Source organism: Agrobacterium sp. M50-1, from assembly GCF_049843495.1.
In the GTDB taxonomy this organism is placed as follows: Bacteria; Pseudomonadota; Alphaproteobacteria; order Rhizobiales; family Rhizobiaceae; genus Agrobacterium; species Agrobacterium radiobacter.
The window spans coordinates 559,427-578,544 of record NZ_JBBHZH010000001.1 but is presented as its reverse complement, the minus strand read 5'-3'; the positions used below and the strand labels follow the sequence as shown (position 1 = coordinate 578,544).

Below are 19,118 nucleotides of genomic sequence, written 5' to 3'. Positions count from 1 at the left end.
GTTTCCCCCTCATCCCGCTGCCGCGGACTTCTCCCCGGCGGGGAGAAGAAACAAGCGGAGCACGACCGGGCTTTTGATTGCTCTCAGGGTTACGCCGCATCACCCGGCGACCAGCCGGGCTCTGCCATAACGAAGCTCGAAAAGGCAAAGCCCGGCGAGACGGTGCAGCCGACAAGGGTGAAATCGCCGAGGCTTTCGGCCGATTGCCAGCAATTGGCGGGAACGATCACCTGCGGGCGCTCGCCTTCCAGAATGGCGGGGCCGAGCGTGAAGGTCTGCACCTCCCGGCCGTCCTGTGAAAGATGCAGCGCAATCGGCGCGCCGGCATAATAGTGCCAGACCTCGACCGCATCGGTGACCCGATGCCAGTGCGAGCGGTCGCCTTTTTCCAAAAGATAATAGATCGCCGTGGAGTGGCCGCGCTCGCCGCCGGCCTTGTCACGGAAAGTCTGGTGGTAAAAACCGCCCTCGGGATGCGGCTCCAGCCCCAGTTCACGAATGATCGCCTGCGCGGATATATCCGTTCCCATCAGAAATTGTCCTTGCGCGTGCGGATTTCCGCGAAGACGTCGGCATCGGTGGCGCTTTCCAGGCCAAGATATTTGCGGATGCCGGGATCGGCCACCCGCATATAGGGGTTGGTCTGTTTTTCGAGCCCGATACTGGTGGGAATGGTGAATTCATTCGCCTGCCGCGCCTTTTCCACCCGCTCCGCGCGCTCGCGCAGCACGGTATTGTCGGGATCGACGGTCAAGGCGAAACGGGCATTCGTCAGCGTATATTCATGGCCGAAATAGACCTTGGTCTCATCCGGCAGGGCAATGAGTTTCTGGAAGGAGTGCCACATATCCGCCGCCGGGCGTTCGAACAGGCGGCCGCAGCCCATGGCGAACAGCGTATCGGCGGCAAACAGCAGCCCGTCATCCGGCATATAATAACAGATATGTCCCGCCGTATGACCGGGCGTGGCGATGATCTGAACGCGGCGACCGGCGAATTCGAATTCGTCACCATCAGCCTGCGAGCGGTCGAGCCCCGGTATTGCAACAGCCTCATCATAGGGACCGTGAATTTCGCACTGAAACTTGTCTTTGAGCGCCAGATTGGCTTCCACATGGTCCTGATGGTGGTGAGTGGTGAAGATGTGCGTGAGCTTCCAGCCGTGGCCATCGAGAGCATGCAGTATAGGGCCTTCTTCCGGGGCGTCGATGGCGGCGGTCGCCCCGCTTTCGGGATCGTGCAGGAGAACCCCGAAATTGTCGCTGCGGCAAAGAAAGACGTCTATTTCCAAAGGTTTCATCTTATCCTCTCCATTTGCCGGCCAAAACCGGCGCATTCGCCCGCCTGATCTTCTATGTAAGGGCAGACGCCTTGAAGTCCAACCGCCTGATGCTACATTCTCGCCATGAATACCGATATCGTCGATCTGCGCGAATTCTATCATTCTCCGCTTGGCCGCTCGGCCGAGCAGGCGATCACCATGGCGCTTTCGACGCTCTGGCCGCCTTTGCCGGAAGAGCGGCTGGTCGGGCTGGGTTATGCCGTGCCGTTTCTGGACCGGTTCCGCCGCGATACGGAGCGCACCTTCGCCTTCATGCCGGCGGGGCAGGGGGCGGTGAACTGGCCGGCGGGCGAGCTTTCTTCCACCGCACTGGTGTTCGATGAGGAACTGCCGCTGCCTGATTCGTCGATAGACCGGGTCCTGATGGTGCATGCGCTGGAATTTGCCGAAAATCCGCGCGAAAGCCTCAAGGAACTGTGGCGGGTGCTGGCGCCGGGTGGCCGCCTCGTCATCGTGGTGCCGAACCGCCGCGGCGTCTGGGCGCGCATGGAACATACGCCCTTCGGTTCTGGAAGGCCCTATTCGCGCGGGCAGCTGACGGCGCTTTTGCGCGAAACCAATTTCACACCGGGCGCTTCCGCCGAAGCGCTGTTCTTCCCGCCGACCACAAGCCGGCCGGTGCTGAAATTCCGCCGTTATCTCGAGCATACCGGCCGCCGGCTGTGGCCGCTATTTTCCGGTGTCATTGTGGTGGAAGCGCAAAAACGCCTCTATCAGGGATTGCCCGTCACGCAGCGCGCCTCGCGCCGGGTTTTCGTGCCTGTACTCGCGCCGCAGGGGGTGCCCACCACCCGCGCCGCTGCAAGCCAAGGAAAGCCGCGCTGACCCTCGACAAAACGCCCATTCCGGTCTAATGCCTCCGGCATTGCTTTTGCCGGGTTCTCCGGCGTTTTTCCAAAGGTCGATCAAATGAGTGCAGAGCTTAGCCAACCTGTTCCGCGTCCGGGTATTCTGGATATCGCTGCTTATGTTCCCGGCAAGGAACATGTGGACGGCGTCGCGAAGGTTTATAAGCTCTCCTCGAATGAAACGCCGCTTGGGCCGAGCCCGAAGGCCATCGAAGCCTTCGGTACGGCCGCCAGCCATCTGGAAATCTATCCGGACGGACAGGCGATTGCGCTGCGCCAAGCGATTGCCGATGTGCATGGTCTCAACATCGCGAATATCATGTGCGGCAACGGTTCGGATGAGCTGCTTGGCCTGCTCTGCCACGTCTATCTGGGTGCAGGCGATGAGGCGATCATCACCGAACATGGTTTCCTCGTCTACAAGATCCAGATCATGGGCGCGGGCGCGACCCCGGTGACGGTGAAGGAAAAGGACTGCGCGGTCGATGTGGATGCCGTGCTTGCCGCCGTCACACCGAAGACGAAGATGGTTTTCATCGCCAATCCCGGCAATCCCACCGGCACCTATGTTCCGGTCGCGGAAATCCGCCGCCTTCAGGCTGGTCTGCCGAAACATGTCGTGCTGGTGCTGGATGCGGCTTACGCCGAATATGTGCGCAAGAACGATTATGAGGCGGGGCTTGAGCTGGTGTCCGGCAACCGCAACGTGGTGATGACCCGCACCTTCTCCAAGGTTTACGGTCTGGCCGCACTGCGTGTCGGCTGGATGTATGCTCCGGCAGATATTATCGATGCGTTGAACCGTGTGCGCGGCCCCTTCAACATGAGCGCGCCGGCCATTGCGGCCGGTGCCGCTGCGATCCGCGATCAGGCCTTCGTTCAAAAAGCGGTGGCACATAATGCCCTGTGGATGGAAAAGCTGGTCACGACCTTTACCGGCCTCGGCCTCGAAATCACGCCATCGGTCACCAACTTCATCCTCATCCATTTCCCCGATCAGGATGGCAAGCGGGCAACGGATGCTGACGAGTTCCTGAGCCGCCGCGGTTACATTCTGCGTGCCGTGCGCGGTTACGGCTTCCCGAATGCGCTCAGAATGACCGTCGGTTCTGAAGAGGCCAATCTCGGCGTCATCGATGCTCTCACCGAGTTCATGGGGCAGGCGTGATGGCTGAGATCATGTTTGAACGCATCGCGCTGATCGGCATCGGCCTCATCGGCTCGTCGATTGCCCGAGATATCAGGGAACTGGGTCTTGCCCGCCATGTGACGATTTCCACGCGCAGCGAAGACACGCTGAAAAGGGCGGAAGAACTGGCGCTCGGCACGGATTACACCGTGTCGGCGGCTGAGGCGGTGAAAGAAGCCGATCTCGTCATCGTTTCGGTGCCTGTTGGTGCATCGGAAAGCGTGGCGCAGCAGATCGCGCCGCATCTGAAACCGGGAGCTATCGTTACCGATGTCGGCTCCACCAAGGCCTCGGTTATCGCGCAGATGGCTCCGCATATGCCTGATAACGTGCATTTCATTCCCGGCCACCCGCTGGCGGGTACGGAAAAATCCGGCCCGGATGCCGGTTTTGCCGGTCTCTTCCGCGACCGCTGGTGTATCTTCACGCCGCTGCCGGGCACGGATGCGGCGGCGCTGGAAAAGCTCAAGGATTTCTGGCGCGCGCTCGGCTCCCGTGTCGATGAAATGGATGCCGAACACCATGACAAGGTTCTGGCGATCGTTTCGCATCTGCCGCACATCATCGCTTATAATATCGTCGGCACGGCGGATGATCTGGAGACGGTGACCGAATCGGAAGTCATCAAATATTCCGCCTCTGGTTTCCGTGACTTCACCCGTCTGGCCGCCTCCGATCCCACCATGTGGCGGGATGTCTGCCTGCACAACAAGGATGCCATCCTTGAAATGCTGGCGCGGTTTTCCGAAGACCTCGCCTCCCTGCAAAGGGCGATCCGCTGGGGAGAGGGCGACAAGCTGTTCGAACTGTTTTCCCGCACCCGCGCCATCCGCCGCTCTATCGTGCAGGCCGGTCAGGATGTCGATGCGCCGGACTTCGGGCGTCATGCGCTGGATCAGAAGAAGTAAGGCGCATTTCGCTTATAGTCGTGGTGGGATTTGATCCGGCCCATAACGCCCGCCGGCAAAGTGCCAAAGCCTCCCCGTCGTCATCCTCGGGCTTGACCCGAGGATCCACGATCCGACGCGCCATGGATCCTCGGGTCAAGCCCGAGGATGACGTCGAGTATAAATCAATCCCTCAGATCGGCGGAATCTTTCCAAGCGGAATAAAGCCGCTGACAGTCGCGCGGCCACGGTCCACCACGAGATCGACGGACGCCCGGTCACCACCTCCGGCGAGCGCGCCGAGCAGCTTGCGGGCCGTATCGATGGTGGATTGCAGCTGCGGAAAGGCCTGCTTGGCATTATCAGACCATGAGCCGAGCTTTTCGATCTCAAGCTTGAACTGGCCGGAGAGATAGCCCTCATTGTCGAAAGAGAAGGGGCCGCTGATGCGCATGGTGCGGCCCTCGCCAATATCGGCCACCAGGCGGCGAAGCTCGCCGCTTGCGCCATAGAGACCCGACTTGTCGCTGCCATCCACCATGCCTGCCTTGCCCGCGAGCGTGACATCAACGATGGCATCGAGGCGGGGAAGAACCTGCGGCCAGTCCTTGATGACGGTCGCCGAATCGGTGAGCGTGATTGCGCCGTCGAGATCGGCCCCGTTCTGGCGCAGATGCATTTCCGTCTTGACGGCATCAAAATCGATGGTCTGGCCGGTGACCGAGGAAACCGCCTGCGCCTTCAGTCCGTCGATGACGAGCGAGCTGCGGTCAATGCCCTTTAGTTTGGTGACGATGCTGGACTGCATGTTCTTCCAGGCAGCCGAAATCGTCAGGCCGTGGGCGGAACGGATTTCCGCGGGCGAATCGAGTTCCCAGACGATATGGCCGGGATTATAGACCTGCGCCGCCGAGCGAAGTTCGCCGAAGGAAGCGGAAACGCCGTTCTGGCTGTCATCCACCGTCACCTTCGAGCAGAAGAGGCCGATGCGGAAGGGATAACCCTTGAAGGCGATATCGCCGCATTCCCCGCTGACGCTGCGGGCCTGCGAAGGAGAAATGACGTTCAGCACCGTCTGTTTCAGCCTGTCGGCGGCATAAAACCACCCGGCAGTGTAAAGTCCGATGACCACCACAATGGCGATGGCGAGCCAGAGGAATTTTTTGGCCGTGCCGGATTGGCTTGACGCTGCCATATTGATCTCCGATGAACAGACTTCAGGGAATTTTGATTTGGCTTGGGATATGGACGATTTTTGGGTCTTTGGCTACGGTTCGTTGATGTGGAACCCCGGCTTTGCCTTCGAGGAGAGGCAGCAGGCGCGGCTGCACGGTTATCGGCGCTCGCTCTGCATCAGTTCCAACTTCTACAGAGGTACGGAAGAAAAGCCCGGTCTCGTTCTCGGTCTGGAGCGCGGCGGCTCCTGCCTCGGCGTCGCCTTCCGCGTGCGCGGACAGGACCGCGACCCCGTGATGGTCTATCTGCGCGAGCGCGAACTGGTGACCAATGTCTACAAGGAGCGGATGGTTTCCATCGCACTGTCAGATGGCAGGCGCGGCAGCGCCGTGACCTATGTGGCCGACCCCGCGCATGAGCAATATATCGGCGGTCTCGGCGTTGCCGAATCGGCGACCATCGTCGCGGCGGCAACGGGCCGGTCCGGGCCGAATACGGATTATGTCTTCAACACCGTGCAGCATCTGCAGGAGATGGGCATTCGCGACTCACTGCTGGAAAGCATTGCCAAAAATGTCGGCACGCTCGCCGCTCAGCCGGCCGTGGTTTCCTTGCCCTGAAGTTCGGCGATCCGCTTCACGGCGGTCGGCGGCAGCGGCAGGTGGGGATTGTTGCGCACGGTTTCCAGCAGCAATTCGTCGCTCGCCTTTTCCGTCACATCGATCAGACGCTTGAAGAACACATCGGGGTCCAGCCCCGGCTCGATGGCCGGCAGGATACGTACCTTGAAATGGCCGGGATAGCGCATCGTGGAACGGCGCGGCCAGAACAGGCCCGGATGCATGGCGACGGGAATGACCGGAACCTGCAGATCGCGGTAAAGCCTTGCGATGCCGTAACGATATTCGGGCTCGGCGCCCGGCGGGCGGCGTGTGCCTTCGGGATAGATGATGAGTTCGCGGCCGGCCGCCATTTCCTCTTTCGCCCGCTCCATGACCTTCAGCATCACCTTGCCGCGTGCGGCGCGGTTAACCGGGATCATGCGCTGTTTCATGACATACCAGCCGAACAGCGGAATCCACATCAATTCCCGTTTCAGAATGTAAACGGGGTCTGGCAGATTGGGCAGCAGCGCATAGGTATCCCAGAAGGATTGATGCTTGGGGGCAAAGATGCAGCCGGTCTCGGGAATGTTTTCCAGCCCCTCGATCTCGAAGGTAGTGCCGACGATGGTTTTCATCAGCCAATGGTTGGACCGCGCCCAATTCTTGGGAATTTCGAATGCGATCTTGCGGGGCAGGATGAAATAGATCGGCGTCAGCACGATCATGCGGACAATCAGGTTGAGATAAAAAAGCGTATTGAAAAGAAAAGAGCGCAGCTTGAGCATCAACAGCCTTCCCTGGATCATGATGATTTCAGGTCCTGTCGACCTGAAATCATCATGATCCAAATTATATAATTAGAGCGGGATTTCAGACGAAAACCGCATACGCTTTTCGCCATCCCGCTCTATGCAGCCGTTCCGAAACTCTGAGCGCCTCGATGCCGGATGCCTATGCCAGACGCCTACACGAAAACAAGGGGCCGCAGCAAGGGTGTTCTCGCGGGTCAGGGCGAAGCGGTCGCCACCTTCGGGGCGGAGTGGTCGGCGGCTGCCTTGCGCAGCCCATCACCCTTGCCGAAGCCGGTGAGGTCGCGTCCGGCCGCGGCCACGAACTTCAGATATTCGTAGAGCATGGTTCTCACCACATCCGGCTCCACGAACCAGTTGGTGCGGGCGAGATCGGCGCTGATGACGGGATAGCCGATGAATTCCGTCTGTGGGCTGGCGCTGCGCAGCTCATGCAGGCTGCGATGCATATGATAATTGTTGGTGACGACGACGATGGAGGAATAGTTGTGGTCACGTATCCAGCTTGCCGCCTCGTTGGCGTTGCCGATCGTGTCGATGGCCTTGTAGCCCATATCCACGCAGCAGGAGAACATGTCGGATGACCCTTGGGTCATCTTGCGAATCTGCGAGCGGGTGGTGGCGGGGTTGACGCCTGATATCAAAAGCCGCTTGCCCACGCCGTCCCTGAGCAGGCCGACCGCCTGTTCGATGCGCTGATAGCCGCCGGTGAGAACAATGATGGCGTCGCCTCTCGCCCCTTCCGGCGGACGCATGGAGGCGACGGAATCGGCAAACCACAGGAAGCCGCCTGAAAAAACACCAAGAAGAACGACGCAGAGCAGAATGAAGCCGCGAATAAAACGGCGCAAAGGACCACGCCGCGACAACAGGCCTTTTCTGGCCGGCCGCGCCGTCGTCTGATCCTGATCCATCCGACTCACAAACATTCCTCCTGAATACTCGCCGATTAAGGCAAGGAACAGGCATTTTTGTCCACCGTCTGCAGGTTACATCCGGCCTGTGACGGTTTCAGTTTTACCGCAGGATTCCGGTGATATCCTCACGACGCGAGGCCGTCACTTTTCGATGGATCGGAGCGGACGCGGTCAATATCGTCGATGGTGCGGATAACGGTCATGCGCGCCGTGATGGTGGTGAGAAGCGCAATGATGATCATCGTCATGGCGATGCCGAGATAACCGCCCAGCCCGACCGAAAACGAGCCAAAAAGCGCGCTTGCCTGATCGCTTTGCGGTGTGGCGACCGTGCTCGATTGCCAGAAGCCGGCGACCAGGAAAACGGCGGCCGCCAGTGCGCTGCCTGCCGCTGCCCCCTTGAGGCTGATCTTCAGGAAGTGCTTCTGGAATTCGCGCGCCACGAAGCTGCTTTCGGCGCCGACGAAATGCAGCACCTCGACAATATGCCGGTTGCCGGAAAGCGCGCCGCGCGTGGCGAACACCACAGTCAGCACCATGGCCGTGAAAACGAGGATGAGGACGCCGACGCCGATCATGACTGTGGTTCTGGCCATGGAGACCAGCCTGTCGACCCAGGTGCGGTGATCATCAAGAAATGCCTGCGGGATTTCCGCTTTCAGCATATCCCGCATGGCCTGGAAGTCGGGCGGATTGCTTTCATCGATGGTGATGACGACGAGACGCGGAATGGGAAGTTCGGAAAGGTCGAGACCGCTGCCGAGCCATGGTTCCAGCAGACGCGATGTCGCTGCATCGTCGAGGATCGTGCCATCCCGCGTGCCAACGAAGGTGAGCGCCAGATTCCGCGCCTTGTTTAGCGCCGCATTCATGTCCAGCCCGTCCTCGGGCTTGATCTGGATGGTAATCTCGCGGGAAATCTGGCTCTGCCAGGTGGCGGCGGTGGCGCGCACCATGGAGACGGCGCCGAGCGTCAGGCAGGCAAGGAAGGCCATGATGGCGATCACCACCATCAGCGCATTGCCCTGAATGTTGGAGGGCGGCAGGATGGGCGCCATCGGGCGGATGCGCATGGGCGGACGCTTCGGCTGGGCGGCTTCCGGTTTCAACTGTTTGCGGTTGATCTCATTCATAGATATCGAGCCGCCCTTCGGTGAGGATCATCCGGCGCGCATCGATCTGGTCCATCAAGCCGAAATCATGGGTGGCGATGACGACGGCCGTGCCCAGCCGGTTGAGCTCCAGAAAGAGGTTGAGAAGGCGTTTGGCCATGGGCGGATCGACGTTGCCGGTCGGTTCGTCGGCCAGCAGGATCTCGGGCTGGTCCATCAGCGCGCGGGCAATGGCGGCGCGCTGCTTTTCTCCGCCGGAAAGAATAGCCGGCAGCACATTGATACGCTCGCCGAGCCCGACCCATTTCAGAAGCTCTATCACGTCGTTGCGATAGGCGCTCTCTTCCTTGCCGCGCACACGCAGCGGCAGGGCGACATTCTCATAGGTGGTCAGATGATCGAGCAGCCGGAAATCCTGAAACACGATGCCGACTCGGCGGCGCAGCATCGGCAGCTCGCTGCGCGGAATGCGTGATACATCGCGGTTGAACATGCGGATATTGCCGCGCGTCGGCTGCAGCGACATTAAAAGCAGGCGCAGAAGCGTCGTCTTGCCGGCGCCCGACGGGCCGGTCAGAAACTGGAATGACCCTTTGGGAATGTCGAAGGTCATATCCCTCAGGATCTCGGGTCCCATGCCGTAACGCAACCCGACATTTTCGAAATGGATCAACGGACTTCCAGTCTCTTCGTTTCGTGGTGGTTCGCCAGCCGCTGGCGCGTTGGGTTCGGGTGTCGGGGTTTAACCCGGATCCGGTGACCCGTGCGAGCCGTTTTTGCGAAGCATTAACCAATTAAATTTAAAACTTGGCAGGATTCGTTGCAATGCCCAGTTTTGCGGGCCGGAAAACCTGACCGGGGAATTCTATGGCTATGTTCCGTTCATCTCGCCGGCAAGCGGCATTCGATTTTGATCTCCTGATGCCGGAAACGCCGGTGCGCCGTGCGGCGCGGGCGGCAAATCCCGACCGCGACGTGGTAGACGCTGAATTTGTCACCATCAAGGAAAACCGTGCGCGCCAGCCTGGAAATGACAATCGTGGCGCAGCGCGCCGGCAGGCGGTAAAACCGCCCGTTACCCTCCCCATGCTGGGCCTCGCCTTCATAGGCTGGGTGGATCGCAGATTATCGCGCCTTTCGGCGGATGCCTATTCGGCGCTGGTGGCCGGCCTCGCCATTTTTGTCTTCGTGTGCTCGGGTGGTCTCTCGGTCGTAGTGCCGGAAAAGACAGCGGCCGCGGCACCGGTCAGCCCGCTCGCCATTTCCCATGTCACCGTGACCCCGCAGGAAGCGGGGGGCATGGATATTCTACTCATCAACGGCATCGTGGAAAACAATGGCGGCAATCTGGAAGAGGTGCCGGCCCTTCGCGCCGATCTCTTCGCCGCCAAGGAGCAGCTGGTGGCCAGCATGGTCATCGAGCCGCCGGTGAAAGAGATGCAGCCCGGTTTCAGCCACGGTTTTTCGGCAAAGTTGCGCCATCCCGGTGGAAAAACGCCAGAGATCAAGCTTTCCTTCGTCGAGGCGGGTGCGTCCGAACGCTGACTGTGCTAACGCCTGTCTTCTATTTTTACTGAAAGGTAAAATCGGCAAGGCGCAGCACAGGAGTAAGAATGCCCGTCGTCCGTGGAAAAAACATTGAGCCGCTTTATACCGCCGAGCAGATCGCCGAGCGTAATCGCGACATGGCCAAGCACATTGCCAGCGGCCCGACCAAGGATTTGCTGGTCATTGCCGTGCTCAAGGGATCGTTCATTTTCGCTGCCGATCTCATCCGCGCGCTGCATGACAGCGGCCTTGCACCCGAAGTCGAATTCATCACGCTGTCGAGCTACGGCACCGGCACGGTTTCGCAAGGCGTCAGGATCGTCAAGGATATCGACAGCGACGTGAAGGACCGTGATGTGCTCCTGATCGACGATATTCTCGAATCCGGCCGCACGCTGCGTTTCGCCAAGGAACTGCTTTATGAGCGCGGCGCGCGCCACGTCACCATCGCCGTGCTGCTCGACAAGAAGGTGAAGCGTAAGGAAGATCTGGAGGCCGACTATGTCGGTTTCGAATGTCCTGACTATTTCGTCGTGGGTTACGGTATGGACGTGGCTTATGCCTTCCGCGAGCTGCCTTTCGTCGGCGTCGTGACCGGCGACGCCTGACTACTTCTCCCGTACCGGAACGGCACAGGGCAGAGACGCCTCATTAACCATTCACCCAGCCAAAGCCTGGGTGTTTACCTCTTGAAAAGAGGAGCCTGCGATGTTGCTCACGGCTGGAAATGATGCCCAGGAGCAATGATTGATGGCAAAGATTCTGATTACCGAAGACGAGGATGCGCTGCGTTCTTTCGTGGCGCGCGCCCTGCGTCTCGACGGTCACGAGACCTACGAGGCGGCGGATGGCGAGCAGGGGCTGGAGAAGCTCCAGGAAACCAGTTTCGATCTTCTTCTTTCGGATATCCGCATGCCGGTCATGGATGGCATCGAGCTGGCGCACCGCGCGGCCGAGAGCTTCCCGGCCATGCGCATTTTGTTGATGACCGGTTATGCCGAACAGCGCGAACGTGCAGATGATCTGGCGGAAAAGATCGTTGATGTGGTTTCCAAACCCTTCGCGCTTCCGGATATCCGCAAGGCGGTTGCGCGCGCGCTCGCGGCCTGAGTGATAAAGTTACACAGATTTAGAGGGCGGCCGTCGGGTCGCCTTTTTTATTGACGGATTGCCTGCTTCGCAGGTTCGTCATCCTCGGGCTTGAGCCGAGGATCCACAACTCGGTGAAAACAATGGATCCTCGGCTCAAGGCCGAGGATGACGTCGAGTGTTTGGCGAGCCCCGGGGCCAACTAGTGACGCGGCGCCCCGGTCCGGGCAAAAAGCGCCACGCTAGGCGAAAGGCCGGATCAGGGGCATGTCCTCCCCTATCCTCACCGAATATCCAGCAACCGCTCCAGATAACGCCGCTCGATTTCCCCCGGCGGGTTATTGCCGAGCTTTTCACGGATAGCCTCGAGGATTTCGCGGGCACGCTGAACGTCGATCTCGTCAGGCACCTTCACCTGATCGCCGAAATCCGGGCCGGTGGTGCTGCGCGGACGGCCGAGCGGGTCGCGGCCGTTCTGGCCGCCCTGACCCGCCATGCCTTCCTGACCCTGTCCGGGCTGCTGACCCTGCTGGCGCATGGCCTGCATGATCTGGCCCATCATGTCCTGCGCGCCCTGTCGCAGAGCGTTCAGCGCATTGCCCTGGCCTTCGACGGCCTGTTCGCCCTGGCCCTTGCCCAGCGCTTCACCGGCGCCCTGCATTTCCTGCTGCGCCTTGCCGAAGTTTTCGCCCGGTTCCATGCCGAGATCACGAAGACCCTGCTGCAATTCTCCGAGCTGCTTGCCGAGTGCATCCTGCTGGGCCCGCAGGTTTTTCAGCGCTTCGCGCAATTGCTCCGCAGTCATCTGGTCAGACTGCTGCTGCCCACCCTGCTGGCCATTTTCGCCCTGCTGGCCCTGCTGACCCTCTTGAGGCTGCTGGCCGTTTTCACCCATCTGCTGCTCGTCTTGGCTCTCGCCGCCCTGCTGCGGGTCGCCGCGCTGCATGCGGTCGCGCAGCGCCTGATCGAGCTTGAAGGTCTCGTCCATCAGCTGCTGCTGCTGCTGCAGGATTTCGCCCAGCTTGTCGATCTGCTGGCGCATCTTGCTGCTTTGCTGCTGCCCCTGCTGGCCCTGACGCTGCGGCCTGCCTGCCTGCAGATTGTTCATCATGCGCTGAAGCTGTGAGAGCATTTCCTGCGCTGCATCACGGTTGCCGGAGCGGGCGAGGTTCTCGATCTGGTTCATCATGTTTTCCAGATCGCGCTGGCGCAGAACGTTTTGCGCTTGCTGGTTCATGTTGGCTTGCGGCGCGTTCTGCATGCGCTGCGCAAGCTCGCTCATGAATTGCTGCATCGCTTCCCGCAGTTCCTGCATCAGCTTGGCGACCTCTTCGTCAGAGGCATTTCGCTGCAACGCTTCCGAAAGCGCCGTCTGCGCATCGCGCAGGCGCTTTTCGGCCTGCGAAAGGTCGCCATCCTCGATGCCGAGCGCGATTTCCCAGAGGTAATCAGCCGTATCCTTCAGCATCTCCTCATTATAGGCGAGCCGCATGCGGGTCTGCGCCGATTGCAGCAGGAGATAATGCGTGGTGTTGGGAATGGTCTCTTCCGGGCGCAGGCCTACCGCCTCGTTATAGGCGATGGCCTTCGGCATCTGGCGCGTGTCCAGTGAGAAAATCTGCCGCTGTTCGGCGATGGAGGCCGCCAGCGGTTCGGAGAAGTTACGGCCCGGCAGCACCATTTCATGCGCGGGGCTGCGGCCGGTCTGGCCGGCGCCGTCGGTCGCCACCAGCGTGATGCGCACGCGCTTGCCCGCCATCGGATGTTCGGTCAGGTTGCGGCTGGTCAGGCCCTTGATTTCGCGATTGTTCTGCCGCGGCAGATCGAGCTTGAATTCCGGCGCCGGGTAAAGTGCGGTTGCGCCTTCCGCTACGCCAAGCGGCTCGATGATCGCATGGGCTTCCTTCAGGCCGTAATCGTCTTTGGCCGTGAAGCCCACTTCCAGCGCGCCGTTGACGGCCCGGCGCGGCATGTTGTCGAAGGCGATGCTGGGCGGCTGGTCGGGAATGACGTTGAAGACCCATTGCTCGCCATTGGCGGTAATCATGCCGCTTTCGGTGACATCCATGGCGAAGGTGCGCGGCGCGACGGGCTGATCCGCCGAACGCACCGGCGCCTGAACGGCGACCTCGCCGCTTGCACTGTCGGCGCGCGCCGCTTCCGGTGCAAGCTTCTGCAATGCGCCTGCCATTTCCGGTTCGAAGGTCACCTCCTCGCCGCCATCGCCGCCGGTCATGCGGATCGTCAGCTTGGAGGATTGCGGCACGGAAACCGCGTCGCGGTTGGTTGCGTCACGCCCGGTCAGGAAAATCGGTGCGCGGCCGGTATAAGCGGGCGGCGTGACCCAGGCATCGAGACGAATATCCGGATTGAGCGGACCGACGACCGGCCGGCTGCGGAAAGCATCGGCAACGGTGCCCGCGCCGTTGGAATAGGAAAAACCGAAAGCAGTGACCAGAAGCAGTGCCGGAATGGCGCGCAGCGCCAGCCGGTCATAACGGGCGATATCGGGTTTCGGCAGGCCGGCATTGAGCGCGGCGATGCGCTCCGCCATGCGAATCTGGTGTTCTTTCCAGAGTGTGCGGGAAAATGGTGTGTCAAAGGCAGGTTCGTCTTCCTGCACGCCGACTGGCTGGTGCGCGAGACCGTTCCGATCCTCTAGGAGGCGCGACGCATCATTATCCGTCGGCCATTTCAGCCTGAGGATCGGCAGAAGCGTGGCGATAAAACTGAAAACCAGCACAAAAACGATGCCAAGCCGTAGGAAATCCGGCATGTGCCGGTAAAGGCCGAACCAGGCGAGCGCCAGAAACACGGCGGCGATGGAGAGCGGCCACAGGGTTTTAGGTGCGATTTTCTCGCAGAGCAGCACGATTTTCGCGAAGAAGCGCTTGGCGGCAACCAGACGGGCAAGGTCCGGCCGCTGTGCGAACGCGCCGGTCGGGCGCTTTCTGCCTGTCCTGTCCTCTCCGGTTGTGGTCATCAATCCGTTCTCCCGGTTCTGGCCACGTCAAACGCCATTCCCGGAACGGCGAGCTGCTTGTATCCTGAGGGGCAAGGATAACATTCTTTGTGGCGAAGACGAGGGCAAGCGGATGCTCACCCCCATTTTTTAGGCAACTTCGCTTGATTGTGATCGGTCACGCGGTGCGACAGGCGAAATCAATCGAGCCAGACGGGTACGGAATCGAGAGCGATCAGCTCTTCATAGGTGCCGCGCGGGCGGATGACGTGGAACTTGTCACCCTTCACCAGCACTTCCGGCACCAGCAGGCGCGAATTATACGTGCCGGCCTGCACCGCGCCATAGGCGCCGGCGGAGCTGACGGCGATGAGATCGCCCGGCTGCGGTGCGGCCATCTCGCGGTCCAGCGCCAGGTAGTCACCCGTCTCGCAGACGGGACCGACGATATCGGCCTTGATGCGAGGGGCATCCAGCGCAGGCTGCACCACCGGGCGAATGCCGTGATAGGCTTCGTAAAGCGTGGGGCGGATGAGATCGTTCATCGCGCCGTCGACGATCACGAAGGTCTTTTCGCCGTCATCCTTCACATAGATCACTTCCGTCACCAGAATGCCGGCATTGCCGACAATCAGGCGTCCAGGTTCGGTGATGATCTTGCAGTTGAGGCTCTTCAGTTCATTCTTGACGATATGTGCATAGGCATCCGGCAGCGGCGGCGGGTTGTTGTCGTCGCGGTAGGGAATGCCGAGACCGCCGCCGATGTCGACATGACTGATCGTGTGTCCGTCGGTGCGCAGCGCCTCGACCAGTTCGCGCAGCAGCCGGAAGGCATCCTCGAAAGGCTGCAATTCGGTGATCTGGCTGCCGATATGCATGTCGATGCCGGTGACTTCGATGCCGGGCAGGGTGGCGGCCTGGGCATAGACCGCGCGGGCGCGTTCATAGGAGATGCCGAACTTGTTTTCTTTCTTGCCGGTGGAAATCTTGGCGTGGGTGCGCGCATCCACGTCAGGATTGATGCGGAAGGAGACATGCGCCCTTTTGCCGGCCTTGACGGCGCGCAGGTTGAGGACTTCCAGCTCCGGCTCGGATTCGATGTTGAAGCAGTAGATGCCGGCATCCAGCGCGTAATCCATTTCCGCCACGGTCTTGCCGACGCCGGAAAACATGATGCGGCTTGCCGGCACGCCGGCTGCAAGCGCGCGGCGCAATTCGCCACCGGAGACGACGTCGATGCCCGCGCCGAGCTTCGCCAGCGTCTTCAGCACCGCCTGATTGGAATTGGCCTTCATGGCGTAACAGACCATGGCGTCCACATCGGCAAAAGCGCCTGAGAACACCTTGTAGTGGCGCTCCAGCGTCGCGGTCGAATAGACGTAGAAGGGCGTGCCCACCGCCTTGGCAATCTCAGGCACGGGCACGTTTTCGGCGTGCAACACGCCGTCGATATAGCCAAAATGGTTCACGGGCTTTTATCCGTCAGAGAAGCTTGTCGAGGATGAAAGGACGTTCCGCCGTTGCCGGTTTCGTTTCCGTTCCGTCGGCATTGCGTTTGTTGCGCATTTCGACCGGCGTGCTCGGCGGATCGATATCGCCCTTTCGCCCGCAGGCGCTGAGAGCAAGGCTGACGGCGAGCGTCATGCCGATGGGAACGATGAGTTTGCGCGCGGTTTTTGAAAGCATGAGCCTGTCCAAAGGAAATATGTGCCTCTCTGATAACGAAAAACAGGGCGCTTGTGCACCCTGTTTCTTGTGATCGCAGCGTAACGCAGATTTATCAGTTGCGTCCACGCCACCAGGCGATCTGCTTTCGCACTTCCGAAGGGGCCGTGCCGCCGAAACTGGTGCGGCTGGCAACCGATGCCTCGACCGAAAGAACGTCGAAAACGCCGCTCGTAATGGCCGGATGGATCGCCTGCAGGTCTTCCAGCGAAAGATCGGCCAGATCGCAGCCCTTCTTTTCGGCCAGAGCCACGGCGTTGCCGGTCACATGGTGGGCATCGCGGAAGGGCAGGCCCGCCTCGCGCACCAGCCAGTCGGCGAGATCGGTGGCGGTGGAATAACCAGATCCCGCCGCCGCACGCATGCGGTCCTTGCGCACTTCGAGGTCGCGGATCATGCCGGTCATGGCGGCAATCGCCAGTTCCAGGCTTTCGGCGGCGTCGAAAACCTGTTCCTTGTCTTCCTGCATGTCCTTGGAATAGGCGAGCGGCAGGCCCTTCATGACAGTCAGAAGCGCTACCAGCGAGCCGTTGATGCGGCCGGTCTTGGCGCGCACCAGTTCGGCTGCGTCAGGGTTCTTCTTCTGCGGCATGATCGACGAGCCGGTGGAAAAAGCGTCCGACAGGCGGATGAAGCCGAATTGCGGCGTCGACCAGATAACGATTTCTTCGGCGAGACGCGACAGATGCGTGGCGCAGATCGAGGCGATCGACAGGAATTCCAGCGCGAAATCGCGGTCGGACACGGTGTCGATGGAATTGCGGGTCGGCTCGCGGAAGCCGAGCGCCTTCGCCGTCATGTGGCGGTCAATGGGGTAGCCGGTGCCGGCAAGAGCGGCAGCACCGATCGGGCTTTCATCCAGATGCTCGATGGCGTGACGCACGCGGGCGCGGTCACGGCCGAACATTTCCACATAGGCCATGCAATGATGGCCGAAGGTGACGGGCTGGGCTGTCTGCAGATGGGTGAAGCCGGGCATGACCGTATCGGCATTTTCTTCGGCGCGATCGAGGAAGGCGGCGATGAGCGCGGTCAGCATGCCCTCGGTCTTCTGCAATTCTTCCTTCACCCACAGGCGGAAATCGAGCGCCACCTGGTCGTTGCGCGAGCGGGCGGTGTGCAGGCGGCCGGCTGCCGTGCCGATGAGCGTTGCGAGCCGCGCTTCGATGTTCATATGAATATCTTCGAGCTTGCGCGAAAACTCGAAGCTGCCGGTTTCGATCTCTGACAGGATCGTGTTCAGGCCATCGGTGATCTTGTCTTTATCTTCCGGCGAAATAATGCCTTTAGATGCCAGCATGGCGGCATGCGCAATAGAGCCGCGGATATCCTGGGCGTAAAGCTTCTTGTCGAAGCCGATGGAGGCATTTATCTCTTCCATGATGGCAGATGGCCCGGAAGCGAAACGTCCGCCCCACATCTGGTTGGAGGATTTCTGATCTGTGCCGTCAGCCATGTTAAGTGCCCTGGAGTATTCGATGACAGAAAAAAGGCCGTTCAGGCTTCCTTCCGCCAAATTGGTTGCAATTGCTGCCATGGCCGGTGTGCTCGCCGGTGCTGGCGCGGTCTGGTTCAGGCATATTGGGTCTGAGAGCCCGGTTCAAGGGGCAGCGGTGGCCGAGGGCGGTTTATGTGAAGGTGCGGCAAACCGCATCGCTTCGCTGAAGCCGTTTCTGAAAGGGCAGGTGGCGGCCATGTCGGCGGCGGACAAGCCGCGCGTCATCCCGCTGTCCTTCAAGGGACCGGAGGCTAAGGACATGACGCTTGCCGACCTCAAGGGCAAGGCGGTCCTTCTCAACCTCTGGGCCACATGGTGCGTGCCCTGCCGGGAAGAGATGCCGGCGCTGAACGCGCTGGAGAAGGAAAAGGGCGGCGAGAATTTTGAGGTCGTTGCCGTCAATATCGATGTCGGCGCGGATGAAAAACCGAAAGCCTTCATGGATGAATACAAGATCGACGCTCTGAAGCATTACCGCGACAGTTCCATGGGCGTCTTCAACGTTTTGAAAAAGGAAGGCCTCGCTTTTGGCCTGCCGGCCACCCTGCTGCTGGATGAAAATGGCTGCCTGCTCGCGGCCATGAACGGCCCGGCGGCGTGGGACAGCGAGGATGCCAAGGCGCTGATATCGGCAGTCAAATGACTGCCGATATCTTCTTTTGAGATCAATATAACGGGTCGATCGACACGCCGTAATAAAGACCTCGACCAACACGGCCCTCATTCCCTTCGAGGGTGACGCCGAAGCCGGCTTCAATTTCCTTCAAGACCGCGGCCTTTATCGATGCGCTGGTCGACGCCTTGTAGGTAATTGAATAATCCAGATCTGCCTTGAAGGCAGAACGCACGATATGTGCATTCCCCTTTTTTCGCTGTTTATCGAGAATGTTTCGGCACTCGGGCCCGAGACCGTTTTCGATGGCTTCGAGTTTGTCGAGGCCATATTCAAGATATTCGATATTGTTGAACTTGATCGTCAGATTGCTCACGTATTTTGCGCTGGTTGAAAAACCGAGTTTCTGGAGATTGTCTCCATTGAAGGAGAAATCTTTCTTGCGTCCGAAATCGGTTATTTCTCCCGCCCCTTTTTCAGGCGCTCCAGGAAGCTTTACGTATTCCGGAGAGCATATGTAACCAAGAGAGACATCATCCTTGTCGTTATACCGATTGACTTTTTTCCAGACGATGTTGCCTGGCCCATAGTTGGTGCTGGGCGGAACCGTCGTGAGATAGCCAGACTTTCTGACGATTTCCCGCGGATTTTCCGAAACACAACCTGTAGCGAGAATGGCAACAACAGACATCGCGATATAAATTTTCATGAAAAACCCCCAAGAATCAAACTCTTGACATTGAGGTTTTCGCGCGCTGTGTGTCAATGTTTTAGGTTGTATTTTAGTAAATACAACTG

The 19,118-nt window shown here is 60.0% G+C and carries 20 protein-coding genes; 8 read left to right on the top strand and 12 right to left on the bottom strand.

Annotated elements, in window-relative coordinates; translation table 11 throughout:
- Nucleotides 1–89: 89 nt before the first annotated feature.
- Both WDZ78_RS02620 and gloB read right to left on the bottom strand, forming a co-directional pair.
- The gene (locus WDZ78_RS02620) at nt 90–530 is read right to left on the bottom strand and encodes a cupin domain-containing protein (protein ID WP_020012174.1); all 441 of its coding nucleotides are present in this window, start codon (nt 528–530) and stop codon (nt 90–92) included.
- Nucleotides 530–1,300 (bottom strand): hydroxyacylglutathione hydrolase, encoded by a 771-nt coding sequence (gene gloB / locus WDZ78_RS02615; RefSeq protein ID WP_020012173.1) that lies wholly within the window; start codon nt 1,298–1,300, stop codon nt 530–532. Before gloB ends, WDZ78_RS02620 begins: the two co-directional genes overlap by 1 nt.
- Nucleotides 1,301–1,405: 105 nt before the next feature.
- Here gloB and WDZ78_RS02610 point away from each other — a divergent pair, with 105 nt between their 5' ends.
- From WDZ78_RS02610 to WDZ78_RS02600, 3 genes are all read left to right on the top strand, one after another.
- Nucleotides 1,406–2,167, top strand: a complete 762-nt coding sequence (locus WDZ78_RS02610; RefSeq protein ID WP_425672252.1) for a class I SAM-dependent methyltransferase — start codon at nt 1,406–1,408, stop codon at nt 2,165–2,167.
- An 84-nt stretch (nt 2,168–2,251) separates the two neighbouring features.
- Complete coding sequence (hisC, locus tag WDZ78_RS02605; protein ID WP_425672251.1) at nt 2,252–3,358, top strand: histidinol-phosphate transaminase; 1,107 nt, start codon at nt 2,252–2,254, stop codon at nt 3,356–3,358.
- The gene (locus tag WDZ78_RS02600) at nt 3,358–4,287 is read left to right on the top strand and encodes a prephenate/arogenate dehydrogenase family protein (RefSeq protein WP_425672250.1); all 930 of its coding nucleotides are present in this window, start codon (nt 3,358–3,360) and stop codon (nt 4,285–4,287) included. Before hisC ends, WDZ78_RS02600 begins: the two co-directional genes overlap by 1 nt.
- A 172-nt stretch (nt 4,288–4,459) precedes the next feature.
- On the opposite strand, the gene WDZ78_RS02595 is transcribed toward WDZ78_RS02600, so the two are convergent.
- Entirely contained in the window at nt 4,460–5,461 is a 1,002-nt protein-coding gene (locus WDZ78_RS02595; RefSeq protein WP_003509897.1) for a DUF2125 domain-containing protein, read from the bottom strand.
- A 49-nt stretch (nt 5,462–5,510) separates the two neighbouring features.
- Here WDZ78_RS02595 and WDZ78_RS02590 point away from each other — a divergent pair, with 49 nt between their 5' ends.
- Nucleotides 5,511–6,062, top strand: a complete 552-nt coding sequence (locus tag WDZ78_RS02590) for a gamma-glutamylcyclotransferase (protein WP_003509900.1) — start codon at nt 5,511–5,513, stop codon at nt 6,060–6,062.
- Here the strand turns inward: WDZ78_RS02590 and WDZ78_RS02585 are convergent.
- The 4 genes from WDZ78_RS02585 to ftsE form a co-directional block, all read right to left on the bottom strand.
- Nucleotides 6,035–6,832, bottom strand: coding sequence for a lysophospholipid acyltransferase family protein (locus tag WDZ78_RS02585; protein WP_003509902.1), 798 nt, complete (start codon nt 6,830–6,832; stop codon nt 6,035–6,037). The genes WDZ78_RS02590 and WDZ78_RS02585 overlap by 28 nt on opposite strands.
- A gap of 221 nt (nt 6,833–7,053) precedes the next feature.
- Nucleotides 7,054–7,770 carry a YdcF family protein gene (locus WDZ78_RS02580; RefSeq protein WP_425672393.1) on the bottom strand — a complete coding sequence of 239 codons (717 nt, stop codon included), beginning with the start codon at nt 7,768–7,770 and terminating at the stop codon, nt 7,054–7,056.
- Between the two features lie 128 nt (nt 7,771–7,898).
- Nucleotides 7,899–8,906, bottom strand: coding sequence for a cell division protein FtsX (locus WDZ78_RS02575; RefSeq protein ID WP_003509918.1), 1,008 nt, complete (start codon nt 8,904–8,906; stop codon nt 7,899–7,901).
- Complete coding sequence (gene ftsE / locus WDZ78_RS02570; RefSeq protein ID WP_003497447.1) at nt 8,899–9,558, bottom strand: cell division ATP-binding protein FtsE; 660 nt, start codon at nt 9,556–9,558, stop codon at nt 8,899–8,901. Before ftsE ends, WDZ78_RS02575 begins: the two co-directional genes overlap by 8 nt.
- 200 nt (nt 9,559–9,758) lie before the next feature.
- Between ftsE and WDZ78_RS02565 the strand changes: the two genes are divergently transcribed.
- From WDZ78_RS02565 to WDZ78_RS02555, 3 genes are all read left to right on the top strand, one after another.
- Nucleotides 9,759–10,430 carry a hypothetical protein gene (locus tag WDZ78_RS02565; RefSeq protein WP_425672249.1) on the top strand — a complete coding sequence of 224 codons (672 nt, stop codon included), beginning with the start codon at nt 9,759–9,761 and terminating at the stop codon, nt 10,428–10,430.
- A gap of 68 nt (nt 10,431–10,498) precedes the next feature.
- The gene (gene hpt, locus WDZ78_RS02560; RefSeq protein WP_003509922.1) at nt 10,499–11,041 is read left to right on the top strand and encodes a hypoxanthine phosphoribosyltransferase; all 543 of its coding nucleotides are present in this window, start codon (nt 10,499–10,501) and stop codon (nt 11,039–11,041) included.
- A gap of 142 nt (nt 11,042–11,183) precedes the next feature.
- Nucleotides 11,184–11,543, top strand: a complete 360-nt coding sequence (locus WDZ78_RS02555) for a response regulator (RefSeq protein WP_020012162.1) — start codon at nt 11,184–11,186, stop codon at nt 11,541–11,543.
- A gap of 262 nt (nt 11,544–11,805) precedes the next feature.
- Here the strand turns inward: WDZ78_RS02555 and WDZ78_RS02550 are convergent, their stop codons facing one another.
- The 4 genes from WDZ78_RS02550 to argH form a co-directional block, all read right to left on the bottom strand.
- A complete protein-coding gene (locus WDZ78_RS02550) occupies nt 11,806–14,505 on the bottom strand; it encodes a TIGR02302 family protein (RefSeq protein WP_425672248.1) in 2,700 nt (899 codons plus the stop codon).
- A 179-nt stretch (nt 14,506–14,684) separates the two neighbouring features.
- Nucleotides 14,685–15,953 carry a diaminopimelate decarboxylase gene (lysA, locus tag WDZ78_RS02545; RefSeq protein WP_425672247.1) on the bottom strand — a complete coding sequence of 423 codons (1,269 nt, stop codon included), beginning with the start codon at nt 15,951–15,953 and terminating at the stop codon, nt 14,685–14,687.
- A gap of 13 nt (nt 15,954–15,966) precedes the next feature.
- The gene (gene lptM, locus WDZ78_RS02540; RefSeq protein WP_020809890.1) at nt 15,967–16,170 is read right to left on the bottom strand and encodes an LPS translocon maturation chaperone LptM; all 204 of its coding nucleotides are present in this window, start codon (nt 16,168–16,170) and stop codon (nt 15,967–15,969) included.
- Between the two features lie 94 nt (nt 16,171–16,264).
- Nucleotides 16,265–17,665: an argininosuccinate lyase gene (gene argH / locus WDZ78_RS02535; protein WP_425672246.1), complete on the bottom strand. Its 1,401-nt coding sequence runs from the start codon at nt 17,663–17,665 to the stop codon at nt 16,265–16,267.
- Nucleotides 17,666–17,687: 22 nt separating this feature from the next.
- Here argH and tlpA point away from each other — a divergent pair, with 22 nt between their 5' ends.
- On the top strand, nt 17,688–18,350 hold the full coding sequence (tlpA, locus tag WDZ78_RS02530; protein ID WP_425672245.1) for a thiol:disulfide interchange protein TlpA: 663 nt from the start codon (nt 17,688–17,690) through the stop codon (nt 18,348–18,350).
- Nucleotides 18,351–18,372: 22 nt separating this feature from the next.
- Here the strand turns inward: tlpA and WDZ78_RS02525 are convergent, their stop codons facing one another.
- Nucleotides 18,373–19,029 carry a hypothetical protein gene (locus WDZ78_RS02525; RefSeq protein ID WP_020012155.1) on the bottom strand — a complete coding sequence of 219 codons (657 nt, stop codon included), beginning with the start codon at nt 19,027–19,029 and terminating at the stop codon, nt 18,373–18,375.
- Nucleotides 19,030–19,118 lie beyond the last annotated feature (89 nt).

Excerpts from the sequence above, each read along its gene's own strand:
- WDZ78_RS02550 (WP_425672248.1), bottom strand. The coding sequence starts at position 14,505 with ATGACCACAACCGGAGAGGACAGGACAGGCAGAAAGCGCCCGACCGGC.
- hpt (WP_003509922.1), top strand. The coding sequence starts at position 10,499 with ATGCCCGTCGTCCGTGGAAAAAACATTGAGCCGCTTTATACCGCCGAG.
- WDZ78_RS02580 (WP_425672393.1), bottom strand. The coding sequence starts at position 7,770 with ATGGATCAGGATCAGACGACGGCGCGGCCGGCCAGAAAAGGCCTGTTG.
- argH (WP_425672246.1), bottom strand. The coding sequence starts at position 17,665 with ATGGCTGACGGCACAGATCAGAAATCCTCCAACCAGATGTGGGGCGGA.
- WDZ78_RS02565 (WP_425672249.1), top strand. The coding sequence starts at position 9,759 with ATGTTCCGTTCATCTCGCCGGCAAGCGGCATTCGATTTTGATCTCCTG.
- WDZ78_RS02590 (WP_003509900.1), top strand. The coding sequence starts at position 5,511 with ATGGACGATTTTTGGGTCTTTGGCTACGGTTCGTTGATGTGGAACCCC.
- WDZ78_RS02595 (WP_003509897.1), bottom strand. The coding sequence starts at position 5,461 with ATGGCAGCGTCAAGCCAATCCGGCACGGCCAAAAAATTCCTCTGGCTC.
- WDZ78_RS02575 (WP_003509918.1), bottom strand. The coding sequence starts at position 8,906 with ATGAATGAGATCAACCGCAAACAGTTGAAACCGGAAGCCGCCCAGCCG.
- gloB (WP_020012173.1), bottom strand. The coding sequence starts at position 1,300 with ATGAAACCTTTGGAAATAGACGTCTTTCTTTGCCGCAGCGACAATTTC.
- WDZ78_RS02600 (WP_425672250.1), top strand. The coding sequence starts at position 3,358 with ATGGCTGAGATCATGTTTGAACGCATCGCGCTGATCGGCATCGGCCTC.
- WDZ78_RS02525 (WP_020012155.1), bottom strand. The coding sequence starts at position 19,029 with ATGAAAATTTATATCGCGATGTCTGTTGTTGCCATTCTCGCTACAGGT.
- WDZ78_RS02585 (WP_003509902.1), bottom strand. The coding sequence starts at position 6,832 with ATGCTCAAGCTGCGCTCTTTTCTTTTCAATACGCTTTTTTATCTCAAC.
- WDZ78_RS02620 (WP_020012174.1), bottom strand. The coding sequence starts at position 530 with ATGGGAACGGATATATCCGCGCAGGCGATCATTCGTGAACTGGGGCTG.
- WDZ78_RS02555 (WP_020012162.1), top strand. The coding sequence starts at position 11,184 with ATGGCAAAGATTCTGATTACCGAAGACGAGGATGCGCTGCGTTCTTTC.
- hisC (WP_425672251.1), top strand. The coding sequence starts at position 2,252 with ATGAGTGCAGAGCTTAGCCAACCTGTTCCGCGTCCGGGTATTCTGGAT.
- WDZ78_RS02610 (WP_425672252.1), top strand. The coding sequence starts at position 1,406 with ATGAATACCGATATCGTCGATCTGCGCGAATTCTATCATTCTCCGCTT.
- tlpA (WP_425672245.1), top strand. The coding sequence starts at position 17,688 with ATGACAGAAAAAAGGCCGTTCAGGCTTCCTTCCGCCAAATTGGTTGCA.
- lptM (WP_020809890.1), bottom strand. The coding sequence starts at position 16,170 with ATGCTTTCAAAAACCGCGCGCAAACTCATCGTTCCCATCGGCATGACG.